The organism is Piscibacillus salipiscarius, from assembly GCF_042685285.1.
In the GTDB taxonomy this organism is placed as follows: domain Bacteria; phylum Bacillota; class Bacilli; order Bacillales; family Alkalibacillaceae; genus Piscibacillus; species Piscibacillus salipiscarius.
Genome location: NZ_JBHUMZ010000019.1, coordinates 12,595 through 31,088 on the forward strand (window position 1 = coordinate 12,595; position 18,494 = coordinate 31,088).

At 38.8% G+C, this 18,494-nt stretch carries 21 protein-coding genes and 2 pseudogenes; 8 read left to right on the forward strand and 15 right to left on the reverse strand.

From position 1 onward, the window contains the following. Nucleotides 1-49: 49 nt before the first annotated feature. From ACFSW4_RS06945 to phoU, 7 genes and pseudogenes are all read left to right on the forward strand, one after another. Nucleotides 50-289 (forward strand): annotated as a pseudogene (locus ACFSW4_RS06945) (DMT family transporter); the annotation flags it as partial. After that, on the forward strand, nucleotides 289-609 hold the full coding sequence (locus ACFSW4_RS06950) for a DMT family transporter (RefSeq protein ID WP_377328309.1): 321 nt from the start codon (nucleotides 289-291) through the stop codon (nucleotides 607-609). The pseudogene ACFSW4_RS06945 and the gene ACFSW4_RS06950, both read left to right, overlap by 1 nt. Nucleotides 610-785: 176 nt before the next feature. Continuing rightward, nucleotides 786-1,760: a PstS family phosphate ABC transporter substrate-binding protein gene (locus tag ACFSW4_RS06955; protein ID WP_377328311.1), complete on the forward strand. Its 975-nt coding sequence runs from the start codon at nucleotides 786-788 to the stop codon at nucleotides 1,758-1,760. Nucleotides 1,761-1,829: 69 nt separating this feature from the next. Beyond that, entirely contained in the window at nucleotides 1,830-2,765 is a 936-nt protein-coding gene (gene pstC, locus ACFSW4_RS06960; RefSeq protein ID WP_377328313.1) for a phosphate ABC transporter permease subunit PstC, read from the forward strand. 1 nt (nucleotide 2,766) lies between these two features. Continuing rightward, nucleotides 2,767-3,651, forward strand: coding sequence for a phosphate ABC transporter permease PstA (pstA, locus tag ACFSW4_RS06965; RefSeq protein WP_377328315.1), 885 nt, complete (start codon nucleotides 2,767-2,769; stop codon nucleotides 3,649-3,651). Nucleotides 3,652-3,704: 53 nt separating this feature from the next. After that, on the forward strand, nucleotides 3,705-4,514 hold the full coding sequence (pstB, locus tag ACFSW4_RS06970) for a phosphate ABC transporter ATP-binding protein PstB (protein WP_054752295.1): 810 nt from the start codon (nucleotides 3,705-3,707) through the stop codon (nucleotides 4,512-4,514). 28 nt (nucleotides 4,515-4,542) lie between these two features. After that, the gene (phoU, locus tag ACFSW4_RS06975; RefSeq protein ID WP_054752297.1) at nucleotides 4,543-5,199 is read left to right on the forward strand and encodes a phosphate signaling complex protein PhoU; all 657 of its coding nucleotides are present in this window, start codon (nucleotides 4,543-4,545) and stop codon (nucleotides 5,197-5,199) included. Between the two features lie 314 nt (nucleotides 5,200-5,513). Here phoU and ACFSW4_RS06980 read toward each other — a convergent pair whose 3' ends face one another. From ACFSW4_RS06980 to ACFSW4_RS07025, 10 genes and pseudogenes are all read right to left on the reverse strand, one after another. Next, nucleotides 5,514-6,050 (reverse strand): YdeI/OmpD-associated family protein, encoded by a 537-nt coding sequence (locus ACFSW4_RS06980; RefSeq protein ID WP_377328671.1) that lies wholly within the window; start codon nucleotides 6,048-6,050, stop codon nucleotides 5,514-5,516. A gap of 87 nt (nucleotides 6,051-6,137) precedes the next feature. Then, nucleotides 6,138-6,533, reverse strand: coding sequence for a glutamate ligase domain-containing protein (locus ACFSW4_RS06985; protein ID WP_377328317.1), 396 nt, complete (start codon nucleotides 6,531-6,533; stop codon nucleotides 6,138-6,140). Then, nucleotides 6,446-7,603 (reverse strand): annotated as a pseudogene (locus tag ACFSW4_RS06990) (Mur ligase family protein). The gene ACFSW4_RS06985 and the pseudogene ACFSW4_RS06990 overlap by 88 nt, the downstream one beginning before the upstream one ends. A 156-nt stretch (nucleotides 7,604-7,759) precedes the next feature. After that, entirely contained in the window at nucleotides 7,760-8,404 is a 645-nt protein-coding gene (locus ACFSW4_RS06995; RefSeq protein WP_377328319.1) for a queuosine precursor transporter, read from the reverse strand. Continuing rightward, nucleotides 8,397-8,804, reverse strand: a complete 408-nt coding sequence (gene queF / locus ACFSW4_RS07000) for a preQ(1) synthase (protein WP_054752305.1) — start codon at nucleotides 8,802-8,804, stop codon at nucleotides 8,397-8,399. Before queF ends, ACFSW4_RS06995 begins: the two co-directional genes overlap by 8 nt. Nucleotides 8,805-9,235: 431 nt before the next feature. Beyond that, complete coding sequence (locus ACFSW4_RS07005; protein ID WP_377328321.1) at nucleotides 9,236-10,141, reverse strand: glycine betaine ABC transporter substrate-binding protein; 906 nt, start codon at nucleotides 10,139-10,141, stop codon at nucleotides 9,236-9,238. A gap of 10 nt (nucleotides 10,142-10,151) precedes the next feature. After that, a complete protein-coding gene (locus ACFSW4_RS07010; RefSeq protein ID WP_377328323.1) occupies nucleotides 10,152-10,796 on the reverse strand; it encodes an ABC transporter permease in 645 nt (214 codons plus the stop codon). After that, complete coding sequence (locus tag ACFSW4_RS07015; RefSeq protein WP_377328325.1) at nucleotides 10,789-11,760, reverse strand: ABC transporter ATP-binding protein; 972 nt, start codon at nucleotides 11,758-11,760, stop codon at nucleotides 10,789-10,791. Before ACFSW4_RS07015 ends, ACFSW4_RS07010 begins: the two co-directional genes overlap by 8 nt. A 115-nt stretch (nucleotides 11,761-11,875) precedes the next feature. Continuing rightward, nucleotides 11,876-13,162 carry a M20 family metallo-hydrolase gene (locus tag ACFSW4_RS07020; protein ID WP_377328327.1) on the reverse strand — a complete coding sequence of 429 codons (1,287 nt, stop codon included), beginning with the start codon at nucleotides 13,160-13,162 and terminating at the stop codon, nucleotides 11,876-11,878. 10 nt (nucleotides 13,163-13,172) lie between these two features. Then, a complete protein-coding gene (locus ACFSW4_RS07025; RefSeq protein WP_054752307.1) occupies nucleotides 13,173-13,565 on the reverse strand; it encodes a hypothetical protein in 393 nt (130 codons plus the stop codon). 75 nt (nucleotides 13,566-13,640) lie between these two features. Between ACFSW4_RS07025 and ACFSW4_RS07030 the strand changes: the two genes are divergently transcribed. Continuing rightward, nucleotides 13,641-14,108 carry an ASCH domain-containing protein gene (locus tag ACFSW4_RS07030; protein ID WP_377328329.1) on the forward strand — a complete coding sequence of 156 codons (468 nt, stop codon included), beginning with the start codon at nucleotides 13,641-13,643 and terminating at the stop codon, nucleotides 14,106-14,108. On the opposite strand, the gene ACFSW4_RS07035 is transcribed toward ACFSW4_RS07030, so the two are convergent. The 5 genes from ACFSW4_RS07035 to ACFSW4_RS07055 all read right to left on the reverse strand — a co-directional run bounded on the left by ACFSW4_RS07035 (nucleotide 14,105) and on the right by ACFSW4_RS07055 (nucleotide 18,492). Continuing rightward, a complete protein-coding gene (locus ACFSW4_RS07035) occupies nucleotides 14,105-14,437 on the reverse strand; it encodes a thioredoxin family protein (protein WP_279401361.1) in 333 nt (110 codons plus the stop codon). The genes ACFSW4_RS07030 and ACFSW4_RS07035 overlap by 4 nt on opposite strands. Before the next feature lie 42 nt (nucleotides 14,438-14,479). Beyond that, nucleotides 14,480-14,935 (reverse strand): SRPBCC family protein, encoded by a 456-nt coding sequence (locus ACFSW4_RS07040; protein WP_054752310.1) that lies wholly within the window; start codon nucleotides 14,933-14,935, stop codon nucleotides 14,480-14,482. Nucleotides 14,936-15,165: 230 nt separating this feature from the next. Further along, nucleotides 15,166-16,089 (reverse strand): type II secretion system F family protein, encoded by a 924-nt coding sequence (locus ACFSW4_RS07045; protein WP_279401362.1) that lies wholly within the window; start codon nucleotides 16,087-16,089, stop codon nucleotides 15,166-15,168. Nucleotides 16,090-16,092: 3 nt separating this feature from the next. Further along, on the reverse strand, nucleotides 16,093-17,067 hold the full coding sequence (locus ACFSW4_RS07050; RefSeq protein WP_377328331.1) for a type II secretion system F family protein: 975 nt from the start codon (nucleotides 17,065-17,067) through the stop codon (nucleotides 16,093-16,095). Further along, nucleotides 17,068-18,492, reverse strand: coding sequence for a CpaF family protein (locus tag ACFSW4_RS07055; protein WP_377328333.1), 1,425 nt, complete (start codon nucleotides 18,490-18,492; stop codon nucleotides 17,068-17,070). Between the last annotated feature and the right edge of the window lie 2 nt (nucleotides 18,493-18,494).

Here is an 18,494-nt window from a genome sequence, read left to right on the forward strand (position 1 = left end):
ATAAATAAGGGGTGATCTGATGCAGCGCGCTTGGATNACATTAATTGAATGGCTGATGACCGTTATCGCCATTTTTATAAGCTTTTACTTGCTTATTATGGCCGGCGAAAAGCTACCAGTTGGCACGTCCTATGCCGTATTTGTCGGACTTGGAACAGCTGGTACAGTCGCATCTGATATCTTATTTTTCGACGAGCCCTTTAGCTTTGTTAAAGTCGGCTTTATTGTGCTTTTATTATTTGGAGTCGTGGGTCTTAAACTAGTCACAATTGAACGAGGTGAAACTTAATGTACTGGACATCTTTGATTTTTGCAGGCATCTTTGAAATGTTAGGCGTTTTAATGATTAATGTTTACCATCAGAAAAAAACATGGTCGTCACTCTTTATGCTTATTTTAGCCTTCTCGTTAAGTTTTGTACTTCTATCCGTTGCCATGACCGTTTTACCTATGGGGACAGCGTATGCAATTTGGACTGGAATTGGCGCTGCTGGTGGAGCCATAGTCGGAATTATCTGGTTTAAAGAACGTGCGACAGTTTTTAGAATATTATTTATTTCAGTTATTATCACAGCGACAGTCGGTTTAAAATTAGTGTCGCCTGCTTAACCATTCAGAATTTAGTTCTGAATGGTTTTTCTTTATCCCCCTTCACCTCCCGCCAAATCAAGGATTTACAATTTCTTAACCTTATCTTTACACTTACTTTACAGACATTTGAAACAATCCCTTTTATGATGAATTTGTAACGAAAAATTAGAACATTCCTAAGGGGGACATTCCAAATGACTAAATGGTCAAAGCTTTTCATTCTATCAATCTTATCTCTAGCATTAGTAGCATTAGCTGCTTGTGGATCCGATGAGGGTTCTATTGAAGCAGCAAGCGGAGACAATAATGAAAAAGGAAGTCAAGAATTAGAAGGTAGTGTTGTCATCGATGGATCTGGAACTGTTTATCCGTTAATGGCAAAAATGGCTGAGGAATACATGATTAATTCACAGCCTAACGTATCAGTTGAAGTAAGTCGTTCTGGTACAAGCGCAGGATTCGAGAGATTTTTAGTCGAAAATGGAACAGATTTTAATGATGCATCCCGTCAAATTAAAGAAGAAGAGAAAGCTAAAGCTAAAGAATTAGGAATTGAGTATAAAGAGTTAAAAGTCGCATTAGATGGTATCTCAATTGTCATCAACCCTGAAAATGATTTCGCAACAGAATTAACTGAACAGCAAGTCAAAGATATCTTCATGGGTAAATATACAAAGTGGTCAGACATTAACCCTGACTGGCCAGATGAAAAGATTCAAACGTATGGCCCTAACGAAAACCATGGAACGTATGAGTTTTTCTACGAAGAAATTCTAGGTGAACAAGACCTAGCATCAAGCATTAATTTACAACAGGAATATTCCACTCTAGTTAAGCTAGTTTCAGAAGACAAAAATGCGATTGGTTTCTTCGGTTTTGGTTACTATGACAACAATAAAGATAAAGTAAAAGCCGTTAAAGTAGACTTTGGTAACGGACCTGTAGCTCCGTCGCTTGAGACAATCGCTGAAGATGGTCCTTATGCAAACTTTACACGTCCAGTATTCACTTATTTAAATGTTAACCACGCAAAAGAGAAGCCTCAAGTACTTGATTATGCCATTTGGTTAATGGAAAACGTCAATAACTATGCTGGTGAAGTTGGCTTTGCTCCATTGCCAGATGAGGAAACTAAAAAACTAGCAAACGAACTTAAAGAATTGAAGTAACCACTAGAATGAGAGCTTCAATGCTCTCATTTTAGTTTGCTTTTTTCCTTGAAAGGAGGAAAAGTTCTTATGACATCACGAAGCGAATCAGTCCAAGACATGATTGAACAAAAACGTAAATCCAAAAATTTATCATCACTTTTTGAAAAACTTATTCCATCAATATTATTTCTATTTGCTCTTATTTCTATTTTAACGACCATTGGTATTATTTACACATTACTCAGTGAAACGATTGAGTTTTTCAAAAGGGTTCCTATAACAGAATTCTTCACAGGAACTGTGCTAAAACCTTTAAGTCAGAACCCAGAATTCGGGATTTTGCCTTTAATTAACGGGACGATCATGTCATCCCTCATTGCCATGTTAGTAGCTGGCCCAATTGGCATGATGGCTGCAATCTATTTAAGTGAATACGCATCAGATCGCGTCAGAAGAACATTGAAACCTATGCTAGAAATTTTAGCCGGTATTCCTACAATCGTATATGGGTTTTTCGCCTTTACGTTTGTGACACCTTTACTAAGGTCTATTTGGCCGTCAATTGATGCCACGAATATTTTAAGCCCTGGAATCGTCATGGGTGTCATGATTATTCCAATGATCGCATCCTTATCAGAAGATGCAATGAGTTCAGTACCGAACTCTATTCGCGAAGGTGCTTTTGCATTAGGTGCAACAAAGCTCGAATCGACTTTTAAAGTTGTGATTCCAGCTGCCTTATCTGGTATTATTGCTTCATTTATTTTAGGAATCTCCCGTGCAATCGGAGAGACGATGATTGTCACCATTGCAAGTGGAAGCTCGAAAAACTTTACGTTTGATATTACTCAGTCAATGCAGACAATGACTGCATATATCGTAGAAGTCGCTGGTGGTGAGGCCCCGGCTGGTTCAACTATTTACTTTAGCTTATATGCCGTAGCGATGACCTTGTTTGTTTTCACATTACTCATGAATTTACTAGCACGTTACGTGTCCCGTAAATTTAGGGAGGAATACTAACATGAACTATGTAAACCTAGAGCAAGTTCAAAAGAAAATGAATACACGGATCTTAAAAAATAACATCCTTAAATATATATTCTTTATTGCAACAACGATTGGTTTAGTCGTATTAGCAGCATTAATTATTCAAGTGTTAACACAAGGACTTAGCGCCATTAATATGGACTTCCTAACAGGACGTCTATCTACTGAAGCAAGCCGTGCAGGAATTATGGGAGCAATACTCGGAACCTTTTGGTTAATGGCCGTCGTTATTCCAGTGACTTTAATCGTTGGAATTGGATCAGCTTTATACCTTGAACTTTACTTGAAAAGAGGAAAAACTCAATCGTTGATCCAAACCAATATCGCCAATTTGGCCGGCGTTCCGTCAATCGTCTATGGAATATTAGGATTGACCATTTTTGTCCGTGCTATGGACTTTGGAAGTATTGTACTTGCAGGTGGCCTGACCCTATCATTGCTCATTTTACCGATTGTCATTGTAGCAGCGCAGGAGTCAATCCGTTCAGTGCCACAGCATTTAATAGAGGCATCGTATGGAATGGGTGCAACTAAATGGCAAACGATCAGACGTATTATTCTACCTGCCGCTTTACCCGGGATGCTAACAGGGGCTATATTAGCCATTTCTCGTGCAATTGGTGAAACAGCGCCGCTAACGGTCATTGGAATTCCAGCACTACTCATTCCGTTTCCGGAGGGTATCTTTGATAAGTTTACAGCATTACCAATGCAAATTTATTACTGGACATTAGATTCAACATTAGTCGATGCTTATGCGAATCTAGCTGCAGCTACGATCATTGTATTACTCGTTCTGTTATTTGCACTAAATTCGATTGCGGTTCTTATTCGTAATAAATTTCAACAGCGTTATTAGAATAATGATTCGCTTTGGTGGACACTTTCATTTTAATAAAAGGAGTGACTCACATGAGTACAGCAACACTTAAAAAGGAACGTATTGAACAGACTCCACAAACTGAACAAAACATCGTTTTTAACTCGAAAAGTTTAAATTTATGGTATGGGGAAACGCATGCATTAAAGGATATTAACCTAGCCATTCCAGAAAAAGAAATTACAGCTATTATTGGACCATCTGGTTGCGGTAAATCAACGTACCTTAAAACATTAAACAGAATGGTCGATTTAGTCCCTTCTGTTAAAACATCTGGAGATATTGAGTATCGTAACCGAAATATTTTAAATAAAGACTTTAAAGTTGAAGAACTTAGAACTCGCGTTGGAATGGTGTTTCAAAAGCCAAATCCTTTTCCGAAGTCCATTTATGAAAATGTAGCATACGGCCCTAAAATACACGGAATTCGAAGTAAAAAATTACTTGATGAGATCGTCGAGAAAAGTCTAAAAGATGCTTATATTTGGGATGAAGTGAAGGATCGTCTTAAGGAAAATGCTTATGGACTTTCAGGTGGTCAGCAACAACGTCTATGTATTGCACGCACGTTAGCTATAGAACCAGACGTCATTTTAATGGATGAACCAACATCTGCTTTAGACCCAATCTCAACATTAAAAGTTGAGGAGCTTGTCCAAAAACTAAAGCAGGACTACAGCATTGTGATTGTCACACACAACATGCAGCAAGCTGCTCGAATTTCTGATAAAACTGCCTTCTTCTTAAACGGAGAAGTTGTAGAATTTAATGAAACAGAAACGTTATTCTCTAACCCAACAGACCAGCGTACGGAAGATTATATAACTGGTCGCTTCGGATAAATCTTATTAATTGAGAGGGGCTTGTACTATGGTAAGAGAGAATTTTGAAGATCAATTAAATGAACTGAAGCAACGTGTGTTTAAGATGAGCGAAATGGCTAAAACGTCTTTAACAAAAGCAACGTACGCTCTTGAACATCAAGATTCTGAGCAAGCTCAAGATGTGATCAATCAAGATGAAAAAATTAATTCTATTGAAGATAATATTAATGATGATGCCATTTGGTTAATTGCACAGCAGCAACCAGTTGCTAAAGACCTTAGAAGACTCGTTATGACATTAAAAGCAACGAATGATATTGAACGAATTGGAGATCTTGCAGTTAATATTTCGAAATCCGTGATCAGGATTGGAAAAGCAGAGCTTCCAGAAGAAAAGCAGCAAGTTCTTCATACGGCATCTGTCGTTAAACAAATGATCGATTTAGTCATAGATGCCTATATGAGCGAAAGTATCGAGTCTGCTTATGAAATTTCAAGAATTGATGATCAAGTGGACCGTGAATATGGAGAATCTGTTGAAAAACTACTGAAGCACATGACGGAACATCCTGATGAAATCAACCCTATCACACAACTCGCCTTTATCAGCCGGTATTTAGAACGTGCAGCAGATCACGTTACAAACATCGCTGAAGGCATCATTTATTTAGTCAAAGGAAAACATGTAGATTTAAATACCTAATCCCCTAATTGATATAGATTACCCCCTAGAAAAACTTGGCTGAAGGCCAAGTTTTTCTTATAAAATTTCAGGGTTTGTTTAGTGGTGTAATCGATGGGTATTTGTGATGATACTTGGTGACCCACACCATCCTTGATTGAAGCATTTTCACTAGACAAGTTATCTGTATACTAGACAATTCAAGGGTTTTACTAGACGATTTTGAGAATTTACTAGACAAATTCGAGAAATTACTAGACAAGAATGGGAATTCATTAGACAAAACTGAAATTTTTCTAGAAGATTTTTTCAAATACTAGACAAAACTTAACCCATTAATCATTCAGGCCCCTTCCATCCAGAATCCTAAGCATGTGCTTTTCGATTCTAGATTTTCTTGTTTCTGATTTTTTAGCCTTAGAGAAATAAATGATATAGGCACGCTGCCTTCCTGGTGTTAATGATTCAAAAGCTTCTTTAAAGGCAGGGTTTTCATCAAATTTTAATTGTAGTTCTTCAGGCATCTCATCTTCTCGCCTATTAGGTTTAGGATCAAGTCCAGCTTTTTCATGTTCGATAGCTTCTTCTAAATATGACTTAATAATTGTTTCAATCTGATCTATATTTTGTACATTAGTGAAACGCAGTTGACGCTGTGATTGTGAATGCTCACCTGGTTTAATCAACAAATGATGAGGGTCCTTTAATAGAGTTCCATTGAAAAACATAATGGCACAATAATGTTTGAATCCTTGTATTATAGCGACATTACGGTTGTCCACCATATAACAAGGCTTGCGCCACTTGAGCTCTTCCGTTAAACCACAATCTAGCATCATCGATCTTAACTTTTTTATCTCATCACGCCACATATGTACATGGCTTAAATACTCATCAACTTTAGGATCTATACGATTTGTCACGCTAACAGACACCTCACAGTTCAAGTTATTAGCTAGCTAACTTGTGCGACTCACTTCCCTAACTCTGTCTCTTAAAAGTTTGACTGTTTCTAAATCATTAGAAGTACCAAGCTCAAACTCCTCTTTATACGACTCATGACCTTTACCAGTAATGACAACCCAATCTCCGTCTTCTGCAAATTCAATTGCCCTCTCAATCGCTTTCGTTCGATCGTAGATAACTTCACCTTTTCCATAATTCTGATGGAATTCATTTAAGGTTTCTTCCATTTCTGACATAGTTGAGTTATTTAAGTCATCTAACGTTAGAATATAATAATCACTAACCTTTGCTGATTTATCCATCATGGCCTTCCTTTTCGAAGGGTCACGTGAACCGCGAAAGCCAAAGACATGTATAACTTGATTTGCACCGGCCCCGTGTTTAAACAATGATAAAAACCTTTTGGTGTATGTGCATAGTCGACAACAATCGTTTTATTTCCTGGGAAATTGACAATTTCAAATCGCCCGCTTACATTTTCCACATCATTTAACGCCTTAACAGATTGCGCTCGATTCAATTTAAATATATCCCCAACTAATAAACTAAAAGCAGCATTAAACCGGTTATGCAAACCTGGCATTTTCAAATCCAGTAATACGGTAGAACGATCACTCTTAATTGTTGCACTATGGTGATGAGGGCTAACGATTATATCAGCTACTGAACTGATGCCAACTGAATAAACGTCGGTCCCTTTTTCTTTTAATAAGGCATAAGCTCTCCCGCCCCATTCATCATCAATATTCACGAAAGCCTTTCCATTTTGTTTTAATAAACCAAAAATTTTAAATTTAGACTCAAAATATTCAGCCATACTGTAATGATAATCTAAATGTTCTGAATCTAAATTAGTAAAAACGGCTGCATCTAACCTAAGCCCTTCAACACGATGCTGTTTTAAAGCATGTGATGAAATTTCAACAATGACCACATCATCTTGGCTTTCATAAAGTAAGTGTTGTAGTGCGGCAGTGCCAGGAGTTGTGTTTTAACTTTTATAAGACGTTCCATTAATGAAATATTCAATCGTTCCAATTAATCCGACTGAATAACCATTAGCTTCGAATACAGCTTTTAGCATATAACTAGTCGTCGTTTTTCCGTTCGTACCCGTAACACCAATTACTTTTTTATGAGAAGAAGGGTGATGATAAAACTCACATAACATACGTCCTAAAGCCTCTTTACTATTTTCAACTTGAACATAAGGTACCGTTAGAGTTAAATTGTCTTCACCTACTATAATCTGGGCTCCATTTCGAATAGCCTCATCTATATAAACATGTCCATCATGCGCATAACCTTTGACAGCTACAAACATCGACCCTGGTTTAACTTCTCTTGAATTGTCTGTAATATGATTTATATCTAAATCAGGTAGTTCATTTTTATATAAAACGTTTACCTGTTTTAAAATTTTACTTAAATTCATCGTTGGTTCCCCCAAACTATTCATACCTTAGTCTAGTTTACCCCATATTGCATCAAGAATAACTCAATCAAAAGTACATTTATTTTGTCAATTTCTACCGAAAAATGTTGGATTTAGAAATCTAAATGTACTTCTAATTAAGCAAAAAAAGCTCCGGGTTCCCTCCCGAAGCTTAGAATATTAAGATGTTGCCTGTATAGGCTCATCCATTCTCTTTTGTTTACGCTTTTTCGTTAATAAATAAAAAATCGGTGTATCTAAGACCGCAATACCTAATTTGATCACATACTGACTTAAAATCATGATCCAAATATTTGGAACAGAACCGATGAAAGCAATCGTGATAAACACGGTTGTATCAATTAGCTGTGACGATGCTGTACTGATATTATTACGAAGCCATTTATGACGAGTATTGGTCAGCTTTTTTAGTTTTGAAAAAATCACAACATCTAAATACTGTGACGTTAAATAAGCTGCTAGCGACGCAATAACGAACCGTGCATTTTGACCTAACAATGTTTCGTAAGCCTGTTGTGATTCCTGAGCAAATGGCGCAGCAGGAAGCATCTGTCCAAAGAGGATCATAACACTGGCAAAGATTTGGGCAATAAACCCAAAAATAATCGTCTGCTTTGCTTGTTCACGCCCATAATTCTCATGCACAATGTCCGTGATTAAAAATGTTACAGCATACACAACGACTGCCGCTGGAATCGTCAAGTTTTCACCTAGCATGACTATTTTCCCTGCAATGACGTTGGCAACCACTAAGCTACTAGCAAAAATAACATTAAGTAAAATTAACTTCTGATCTTTACTCATCATGTTCACGCACCGCTTTAGTCGTTAGTTCAATACCACCACGTGCTGATTGATAAACCGTCACTTCAACGCGTTTAGGCTCTATAGCATAGCTAACATCATCTGCGATTTGTGCTGCTAATGATTCACAGAATGCTCCTTGATCTCTAAATGACCAAAGATAAAACTTTAGCGATTTTGATTCAATACACTTATTTTTCGGCGTATATGTTATTTCAACCCGGCCAAAATCAGGCTGACCCGTTTTCGGACAAACCGCCGTAAACTCCAATGCATTAAATGTAATCTCCTGTACGTTCGGGGCATCAAATGCCTCGTTTTTAAGAATTTCGCGCCCTTCTTCAACGCTATTTGGTCTTGGCATTGGCCCAGACCTTGGTAAATAATAGTTTTCAGACATAAGTCTCATCTCCCTTAGTTTTGATTAAGCAGGATTTTCCGAACTGCTCGTGCCGAAGCACAAGTATATATTATACCAGACAATAAGCCAGTTTTACATAAGAAAAGCGTAGGGCGGTGATTGGGCGCATTACGCTAGATAGTGCTATACAACATAATTTATCAGAACTTAAGTTAAAAATTTTTATTATCTTACCTTGCAAGAAAAGCCCATTTAACGACCCTAAAATCAGATATATCTACCCCTTTTCAGAATTTATCTACCCAGAAATTTGTCGACGGAGTAAAAAAGCTATTTTATCTACCCTTTAAATGAGTATATCTAACTTTGTTAAGAAAAGCGCACCTTGCGTTAAACCTACATAATAAGCCGAATCATAGAAATTTTTATTCTTCCCTAGCATTTAAAAAAGACGGGGGTGTATCCCCGTCTTAATCAATCAAACCTTTATCCTGTAAAAATTGTTTAGCAACCTCTTCTGGTTTCATATTGTCAATGTCTACTTTAGCATTCATTTCTTGCATTTCCTTTTCAGAAATTTGACCAGCGAGTTCGTTGATGACACCTTTTAGATCTGGATGCTTTTCTAATGTTTCCATTCTAACGAGCGGAACGGCGTCATACTTAGGAAAGAATCCTTTGTCATCAGTTGTTGTCTGCAGATTATAACGTTCAATTCGGCCATCAGTTGTAAAAGCCGGTATAAGATCTACTTCTTTGTTATGAACCGCCTCATACATCACATTCGCATCTAGTGAATCCTTTCGGCTAAATTCAAATGGATACGTTTCAATCATAGCTTCATACCCATCACCTTCTCTTTCATAAAAGGCGTGCGGGGCTCCAAATGACATCTCTTGATTTTTTGATATATCAACTAAATCAGAAAACGTTTCGGCATTATATCCAGCGTCCTGGTGATAAGCTAGCGTATAAGTGTTTTCAAACCCTAATGGCTGAAGCCAAGTCACATTGAATTTTTCTTCATAACCTTCGCGAACCCGCTTCAAAACACTTTCTGATGATTCGCCTTCTTTTGCTTGCTCTTTTAACACAGCTTCAAGTCCTGTCCCCGTATACTCAACATAAACATCAATGTCACCTTTATCAATTGCAGGCGTGATCACTGCTACTTCACCTAAACCTTCTTCATACTGAACATTTAGGTCTGTGTGAGCTTCAACGTACTGTCCAATAATTTGAGGTAAAATATACTGTTCTGTCCAAGGCTTCCCGCCAATTTTAATGGTTTGCTCATCGCCAGAGCTACTACATGCAGTCACTAAAGCTAACAAAAGGGCCAATATCATTAATACAACTCTTTTTTTACTAAGCATAAACATCCTCCTACTGATCTATTTTCATACCTTTCGGCGTCGTTTTTTTCTCTAAATACTTTAATATATAATCGAATGCAATTGCTAGAAGTGCAACAGAAATGGCACCAGCTAGGATTAAATTAGGCTTATAACCTTGAAGGCCACGGTAAATAACATCACCTAATCCACCTGCACCCACAAAGGTTGCTAACGTCGCAACTCCAACAGTTAATACCGTCGCAGTTCGGATTCCCGCCATGATAAATGGTAATGCGAGAGGAATTTCAATTTTAAGTAACCGCTGATTTGCTGTCATTCCCATTGCACTAGCGGCTTCAATCATTGCTGGACTCACTCTTGAAATCCCTGTGTAAGTGTTACGCACAATCGGAAGCAGAGCGTACACCGTTAAGGCAATCAAGGCACTATTTGTACCAAGGCCAATAATCGGTACTAAAAATCCAAATAGCGCTAAACTAGGGATTGTTTGTAAAATAGCCGTGATACCAATAATCGGTTCGGCAAAACGCTTGGCTCTCGCAACCCAAATGCCTAATGGTAACGATATTAAACAAGCAATCGAAATAGATACAAATGATAACCATAAGTGCTCAATAAAAGCCGTTTGAATAAGATCACGGCGATCCATAACCGTCATAAAGAATTCATTCATCTAGATCACCTCTTTCTGAGGCCAATGCCTTAATAAAGGCATCTTTCGTTAAATAACCGATGACTTTATTTCCATCCGTAACTTTTGCTACGTCATACTGCTTTTCCACAAAAAGTTCCGTTAATGATTGCAGGGTTTCCGAAGCATCTATTTCGTATTGGTTTCCATCCGGTTGATTTGGGATTAACCAATCTTGATAAAATTTCACTGTTTTATGTGATGTTTTTAGGAATCTAGACATTCGATCTTTCCCAATAAAGGATTTCACAAAATCTGTTTTAGGATTTTGTAAAATATCATCTGGTGTTCCGTACTGCTCAACTTCCCCTTCTTTTAAAATAACAATTCTGTCAGCTATTTTAAGTGCCTCATCCATATCATGTGTCACAAAGACAATCGTCTTTTTCAGTTGTTTATGTAAAGCTTTAAGCTGATCCTGTAATTGTTCACGGCTAATCGGGTCAAGCGCACTAAATGGCTCGTCCATTAAGATAATCTCTGGGTCACCAACTAATGCCCTAGCAACGCCTACTCTTTGCTGCTGACCACCACTTAGTTCAAGTGGATAGCGATCTCGAAACGTATCTGGTTCTAAATTAACCATTTCCAGCATTTCGTCCACTCGCTCATTTATTTGCTCATCAGACCACTTTAGTAATTTCGGAACGACTGAAATATTCTCAGCAATCGACATATGAGGAAACAATCCGATTTGCTGAATGACATACCCAATCGAACGTCTTAATTCAACGACATCTTGGTCATAAACAGAGACATCCTTGATGAGAATGTCGCCTTCACTTGGGGATATTAAACGATTAATATGCTTCAATAAAGTAGTTTTACCACAACCACTTGGTCCAATGATACACGTCAGTTCACCAGGGTTTAGTTTAAGATCAATTCCTTTTAAAGCCGTCGTGCCATCATCAAATGCTTTAACTAATTGCTTGATTTCAATCAACGATTCTCCCCCCTTAACTGTTACTTACCCTAAACTTTACCATTAAAATCATTAAAAAGAAAAACGACTCTATTTTAAAGAGTCGCTTTTAGTATGCTTATATAACAATTTTCAATCACTCATCACAAACTTTTTCAATAAATCGTTTTAAAACATGAACCGTCTGGGTGCAGTCATTAAGTGACGACCACTCTTTTGGGTTGTGGCTGATGCCGTCTTTACTTTGTGTGAAAAGCATTGCTGCTGGAACATAACGACCGACTACCATTGCATCATGTCCCGCACCACTAGGCAAGTAGAATGGATCTTGTCCTAATACCTCTTTGGCAGCCTCCCCTGCTTTTTGTTGCATATCTTGAGGAATCTCAACTGGGTCGACGCTCATTAGTTCATCAAGATCCACTTTAATATCGTGCTCGCCTGCAACAGCTTCAGCACACTCTTTGACTGAACGGACAATGGCATCTTTCCATTCTTTTTTGATGTCCCGAATATCAACTGTGAGCTCTACTTCACCTGGGATAACGTTCACCCCATTAGGTTTAACCTCGAGCTTTCCAACTGTCGCAACGCCAGAGTCACTAACCTGAGGCGGGAAGTCTTTCACTTTTTGGATGAAATCACTCGCGGCAACAAGTGCATCCTGACGGTCATTCATCGGTGTGTTACCAGCATGGCCTGCAGCACCTGTGAATACTACTTTTAGCCAAGTCGGACCAGCGATGCCAGTAACGACACCTGCCGGAAGCCCGGCTTTTTCTAGCCTTTTCCCTTGTTCGATATGGACTTCAATAAATGCATGTACTTGGTCTAAATCCCGTTTGGCACTTGCAACACTCTCTGGAGTTAAGCCTACACCTTTTAGAACTTCTTCGTACGAACGACCTTCATAATCTACTCGCTTGCGTTCTTTTTCCGAATCGATTTCACCTACAAAAGCTTGGCTTCCCGTTAAACCGCCATTAAACCTTGCTCCCTCTTCATCTGAGAAAATGACGATTTCAAAAGGTCGCTTCGGCTGATAACCTTGTTCACGCCACGCGGAGACGACCTCTAAAGCTGAAAGCACCCCTAATGGGCCGTCAAAATGCCCACCGTGAGGCACGCTGTCCACGTGCGATCCAGACAATACCACAGGCAAATCCTCTTGTCCTTCAAGTCTTCCGAATACGTTACCCGCTCCGTCCATCTCTACTTCTAGTCCTTCTTCCTCCATCCACTGCATTACCAGTTTTTTTGCCGCAAGCTCTTCTTGTGAAAATGCAATTCGAAGGCAGCCTCCCTCTTCAGTCCAGCCTGTTTTCGCAAGTTCAGCTAACCGGTGAGCTAGTCTTTCCCCGTTCACACCTGAATGTGTCCATTCATCGTTATACCCGTTCATAAGCTGATCGTAAAAATTCATTATGTGCCTCCTATTTTTCATCTATTTGTTTACTTAAGGTTAATAGGAAGAATAACCCAAAACTTACTAAAAGAATAGTTCCACCCACGATAAAATAGACTGTTACAAAACCGTCTGGTAATCCGAGTGGCCGAGTGTAGTAGATCCACATTCCAGTTGTTAATCCAAACGCTCCTAGAATGGCTGTCCATACGTGAGCCGTTGCTAATTTTGTTTTGACTTTATAAAAGATTTTATAAAATACAGCCCAAGCAAATAAAGAAAGCCAACCCACAACTAAAATGTGCGCGTGAACTGACTTGAACTGCAAATCCATAGACCCTGCCATATGTGAACCAATAAACGCTCCCACGACCGCAAATAAAGCTGAAAACCTTAATAACGTCGTACTATAATTTTGCATCTCCAAAACCCCTTCCAACGTGTTAAACTATGATTAAGTCCATTATGACATAAATATTGGTAGGTGAATGAAGAAATGATTAAACAATCTGTGAAAACCATGTGGGGACAATTTATTGAAACATTAAATCCACAAGAGGCTAAATTTGCGGATTACGAAGCGTGGCCTTTTGGTGATGGACCTGAGCTTGCAGAGGAATTAGCCGGGTTAGTTAAAAGCGGTGATAAAACGGCTACGTGCTCTTTATATCAATCCTATTTAGATGACTTAGAAGAACTACCAAAGGTTGGAGCTTATAACGTCATCACAGACTGGAACGGTAACCCGATCGTCATTACGCGTACAATGAAAGTCGAACTCATACCTTTTAATGAAGTTTCTGAGGAATTCGCTTATAAAGAAGGTGAAGGAGATAAAAGTTATGACTACTGGAGGCGTGAGCACATTAAATTTTTCAACCGTGAACTCGCTGAAAGTGGACGAACGTTTGATGAAAATATGTATGTCGTTTGTGAAGAATTTAAAGTTGTCTATGAGGGCTAACCTAATATGCCCTCATAGATTTTACTCACTTTCTCATCGAACTGATCCATTTGAACAATTCTAGCTTCTCTTAAGTATTCCTTGCCATCAACAAACAAGATTAATACAGGCACTGTGAAGATCGAAAACCGTCCCGCTACTTCTGGCACCTCATTGACTTCTATATGTCCAAGTTCAATTTGCGGATAGTTCTCCATTAGATTTTGAACTTGCGGAAGTAAACTATGACATACACTACAACCTTCACGGGAAATATACAAAAAGGATAACTGATGCTCTAATAGTTCATCCACTTCACTTAATTGGTGCAACCTTTTAAACTCACGCATTTAACCACCTCTATAAAGATAGACTGTCCACCTTTGAACAGTCTACTCTTGAGTTTCCTTATAATTTAATTCCACATATTGCTTAAGTTTATTCAAGTGTTCCCCGTCTTCTTTTTGAATAATTTTATTAATCACCGGTTTCGTAAGCAAGTTACGAATACCTTTTGTTTTGATTGTTCCTACAAAATGAACGTCTGTCCCTTCTTCAATTTCACTTAGTGTATAAGAATAATGAAGGTCAAGCCCATTTTGTTTACTATACGTTCCAAATGACGTGTTTGGCTCATAGTCGACCACTTCTAAGATATTTTCAACTTTTTGCTTTTGCTTACCAATGCTCCTAACCTCTTTGATCTTGGTGCCTACGGTCATTTCCTCATCTAACACCTCAACACTCTCAATGTGGTCTAGTACTTTGGGTGCATATTCGAATGTCGATAACACCTTAAACACCACATCAACAGGAGCCTTTATATGTACATCTCGTTTAAATCCCATCACATTCACCTCTATGATTATTCTATCATAAAAAAAGAATGCATAGCACAGTGTGAAACTATGATATAGCTAATTTAAAGCAACATTTCTAATGAGCGTGGTTTCAAATTTTATGGGTGTGTTTTCACTTCTAAGGGAGTATCTCACAATTTTATAGGTGTAAGTCCTGTCCCTACATAGACTTAATAAAGCTTTCACGCTAACCAGGCGCAAAAGCTTCAACTTAATCCTTATTGATTTGCGAACATTTCAATGATCTGAATAATAGCTGGGCCCAATAACACGATAAAGATACACGGAAAAATGAACATTACGAGTGGAAAGAGCATTTTAATCGGAGCTTTCATCGCCTGCTCTTCTGCTCGCTGTTTTCGGCGCTGACGAATTTCTTCTGACTGAACTCGAAGTGTCTGCACCATCCCAACCCCTAATTGCTCAGCCTGAATAATACTTCCGATTAACAGCTTAAGGTCATCAACGTTAATCCTTTCACGGACACCGGATAGTGCTTCTTTTCTTGTTTTACCTAGCTTTAATTCCTCTAAGCACCGAGTAAATTCAGTAAAAAGTACTCCTTTTTGTTTACCCACAACCTTACTGATCGCCGAATCAAAGCCCAATCCAGCTTCCATACTTACAGCTAATAAATCAATGAAATCGGGTAATTCTTTTACAGCCTGCGTTTGCCTTTTTGCTGTTTTCATTTTTAAATAGACGACCGGTAAGTAAAAAGCCATACCAAGCCCTAACAACACTAAAAATAACCCCCGTCCGAACGACACATTGCCTAATACAGACAACATACTGAACAATAACGGTAGGGAGACAACCAAAATGAGCTGAGCGATTCGATATTCAAATGGTGCAAGCCCCATTGGGTTACCTGCACGCAGAAGCTTTAGTTCTAACTTCTCTTGTCTATCAGCCGGCATATTTCTTCGGAACTTACGTTTAAATTCCTTAAGCTTCGGCTCTACTAATCGCTTAAATAAAGGTTCACGTTTGTCCACTGGTTCATCTAATGACGGAGTTGAACCATCGGCACCTAATATCATTGCTTTCCTCGAATGAACTTTTACACTTTTTTCCCTTCGGCTTAACAAGATGCCACCTATAATGAGCACAATCATGATCAAATACAAGAAAGGAACCATTCCTTACACCTCAATTGATGTTACTTTTTGAATTAAAACAAACCCAATAACCATTGATATACCTGCGACGACTAACAGTCCAATCCCTACAGGATGTGTAAATAAAACCGTGATGTATTCAGGATTTATTAAAAATAACATCCCCGCTAAACCAATTGGTAATAGTCCAACAACAACACCTGACATTTTACCTTGTGCCGTGAGTGTTTTAATTTGACCTTGGATTTTAATTCGCTCTCGAATCGTGAACACAATTTTTTCAAGAACCACAGCCAAATTCCCGCCGACTTGACGCTGAATGACAATGGCCTGAATCATGAGGTCTAAATCTTCACTTGGCACACGCTCTTTCATGCGATTGAGCGCTTCTTCAACTGATGAACCATACTGCATTTCTTTAATTAGTTGTTCCAGCTCTTCTTTTACTGGAGAAGGAGACTCATTCCGAACGTTTTGAATCGCCTGCGGAAAACTAAACCCAGCCCGAAGTGCACTTACAATAGCTGAGATCATTTCTGCCAAGTGATCATTGAACTGACTAATACGTTTTTTCTTCTTATAATTCAATACAAACTTTGGAAGCATTACACCAAAAATGGCCCCAACTAATATAAAAACAACGTGGCCAAATATCAGCTTAAACAGCCCTGCAAAGAACGCGACAGAGATCCACTTAAACATGATGAGCTCTTCTGGTTTAATCGGAATACCGGCCTGTTTAAGTTCAAGTTCCAGCTTCTGGGTCCGATCTTGCTTTTGAAGCCGTTTTCTAATTTTACTTTTTGTCAGGTTAAAATTAACCGCCATTTTGACTTTCTTTTTATGTTCGTCTGGTGGAGCTGGTTCTTCATCGTACAAATACTGCTTCATTCGCTCCTTCATCCGGCGATCTTTATAGAAAAATTTAGTTAATAGTGCAAGGAAAAACAACGTAGAAGTGAGCAACACACCGAGCCACATTAGTAAATTGATGCTCATTTAGCTCCACTCCTCTTCCTTTACAAACACATTTGTTGGAATATGAATATTCGCTTGTTCAAATCGGTCGATAAACTTAGGTCTAACCCCCGTTGGAACAAGCGCTCCTTGAATCTTCCCGTTAGAATCTATTCCTGTCTGTTCAAACTCAAATATATCCTGAAGGACAATGACGTCCCCTTCCATTCCTTGTACTTCCGTAATTTTCACGATTTTACGCGATCCGTCTTTTAATCTTGATTGCTGAATGATAAGGTCAATAGCACCTGAGATCTGATCGCGAATCGCCTTTATCGGGAGCTCTACTCCTGCAAGTAACACCATTGTCTCTAAACGAGATAACATATCGCGAGGACTATTCGAGTGGCCTGTCGCAAGCGAGCCATCGTGCCCTGTATTCATGGCTTGTAACATATCTAGCGCCTCTGCACCACGCACCTCACCAATCACTATGCGGTCAGGTCTCATACGAAGGGAGTTACGTACCAAATCCCTTATACTAATGGCCCCTTGACCTTCTAAGTTGGGTGGCCTAGATTCAAGCGACACGACATGATCCTGCCCGAGCTGTAGTTCAGCTGCATCCTCAATGGTTACGATCCGTTCATCATTCGGAATAAAATTCGATAAAACATTTAGTGTAGTCGTTTTACCAGAGCCGGTTCCGCCACTGACAAAAACATTCAACCTTGCTTTAACACAAGCATCTATAAACGTTGCCATTTCATGGGTTAACGTTCCAAAACTCACTAAATCGTTTATCGTAAAAGGGTCCGCAGCAAACTTACGAATCGTTAAGGTAGGTCCATTTAATGCGAGCGGTGGAATAATCGCATTTACACGCGAGCCATCTGGAAGTCTAGCATCTACCATTGGACTACTTTCGTCAATTCGCCTTCCTAACGGAGCGACAATTTTTTCAATGACATGAAGTACATGCTCATCATCACGAAAAGATAAATCTGTTAGCTCTAATCTGCCTTTGCGCTCACAATAGATTTGATCAGGTCCATTCACCATGACTTCCGAAACATCTTCATCCTCTAATAAAGGATTAATGGAACCATATCCCGTTAAGTCATTAACCAGCTCCTCAACGACTCGTTTTCTGTCAACGGTTCGATAATCATCTTTCTCCTTGATTAATTCGACGGCCAGTTCTTCAACAACAGGCACAATCTCTTCTTTTGGCTGATCACCTTTTATTTCTTTTAAGATCTCTTTATGTAATGTTTGTTTGAATGCCCGGTCTTTTTCATCTAATACTGGACGAGCCTTCACAACCTGCTTTGGCTTCATTTCTTGTTTAGTTTTGTCAGATGATTGTGGCTGTGCTTCATCTTTCGAAACAGAACCTTCCTGATGAACAGCTTTATTGGGTTGTTGTGGCTGCTCTTGATTTTTTAAACGTTCTAATAAACTCATAT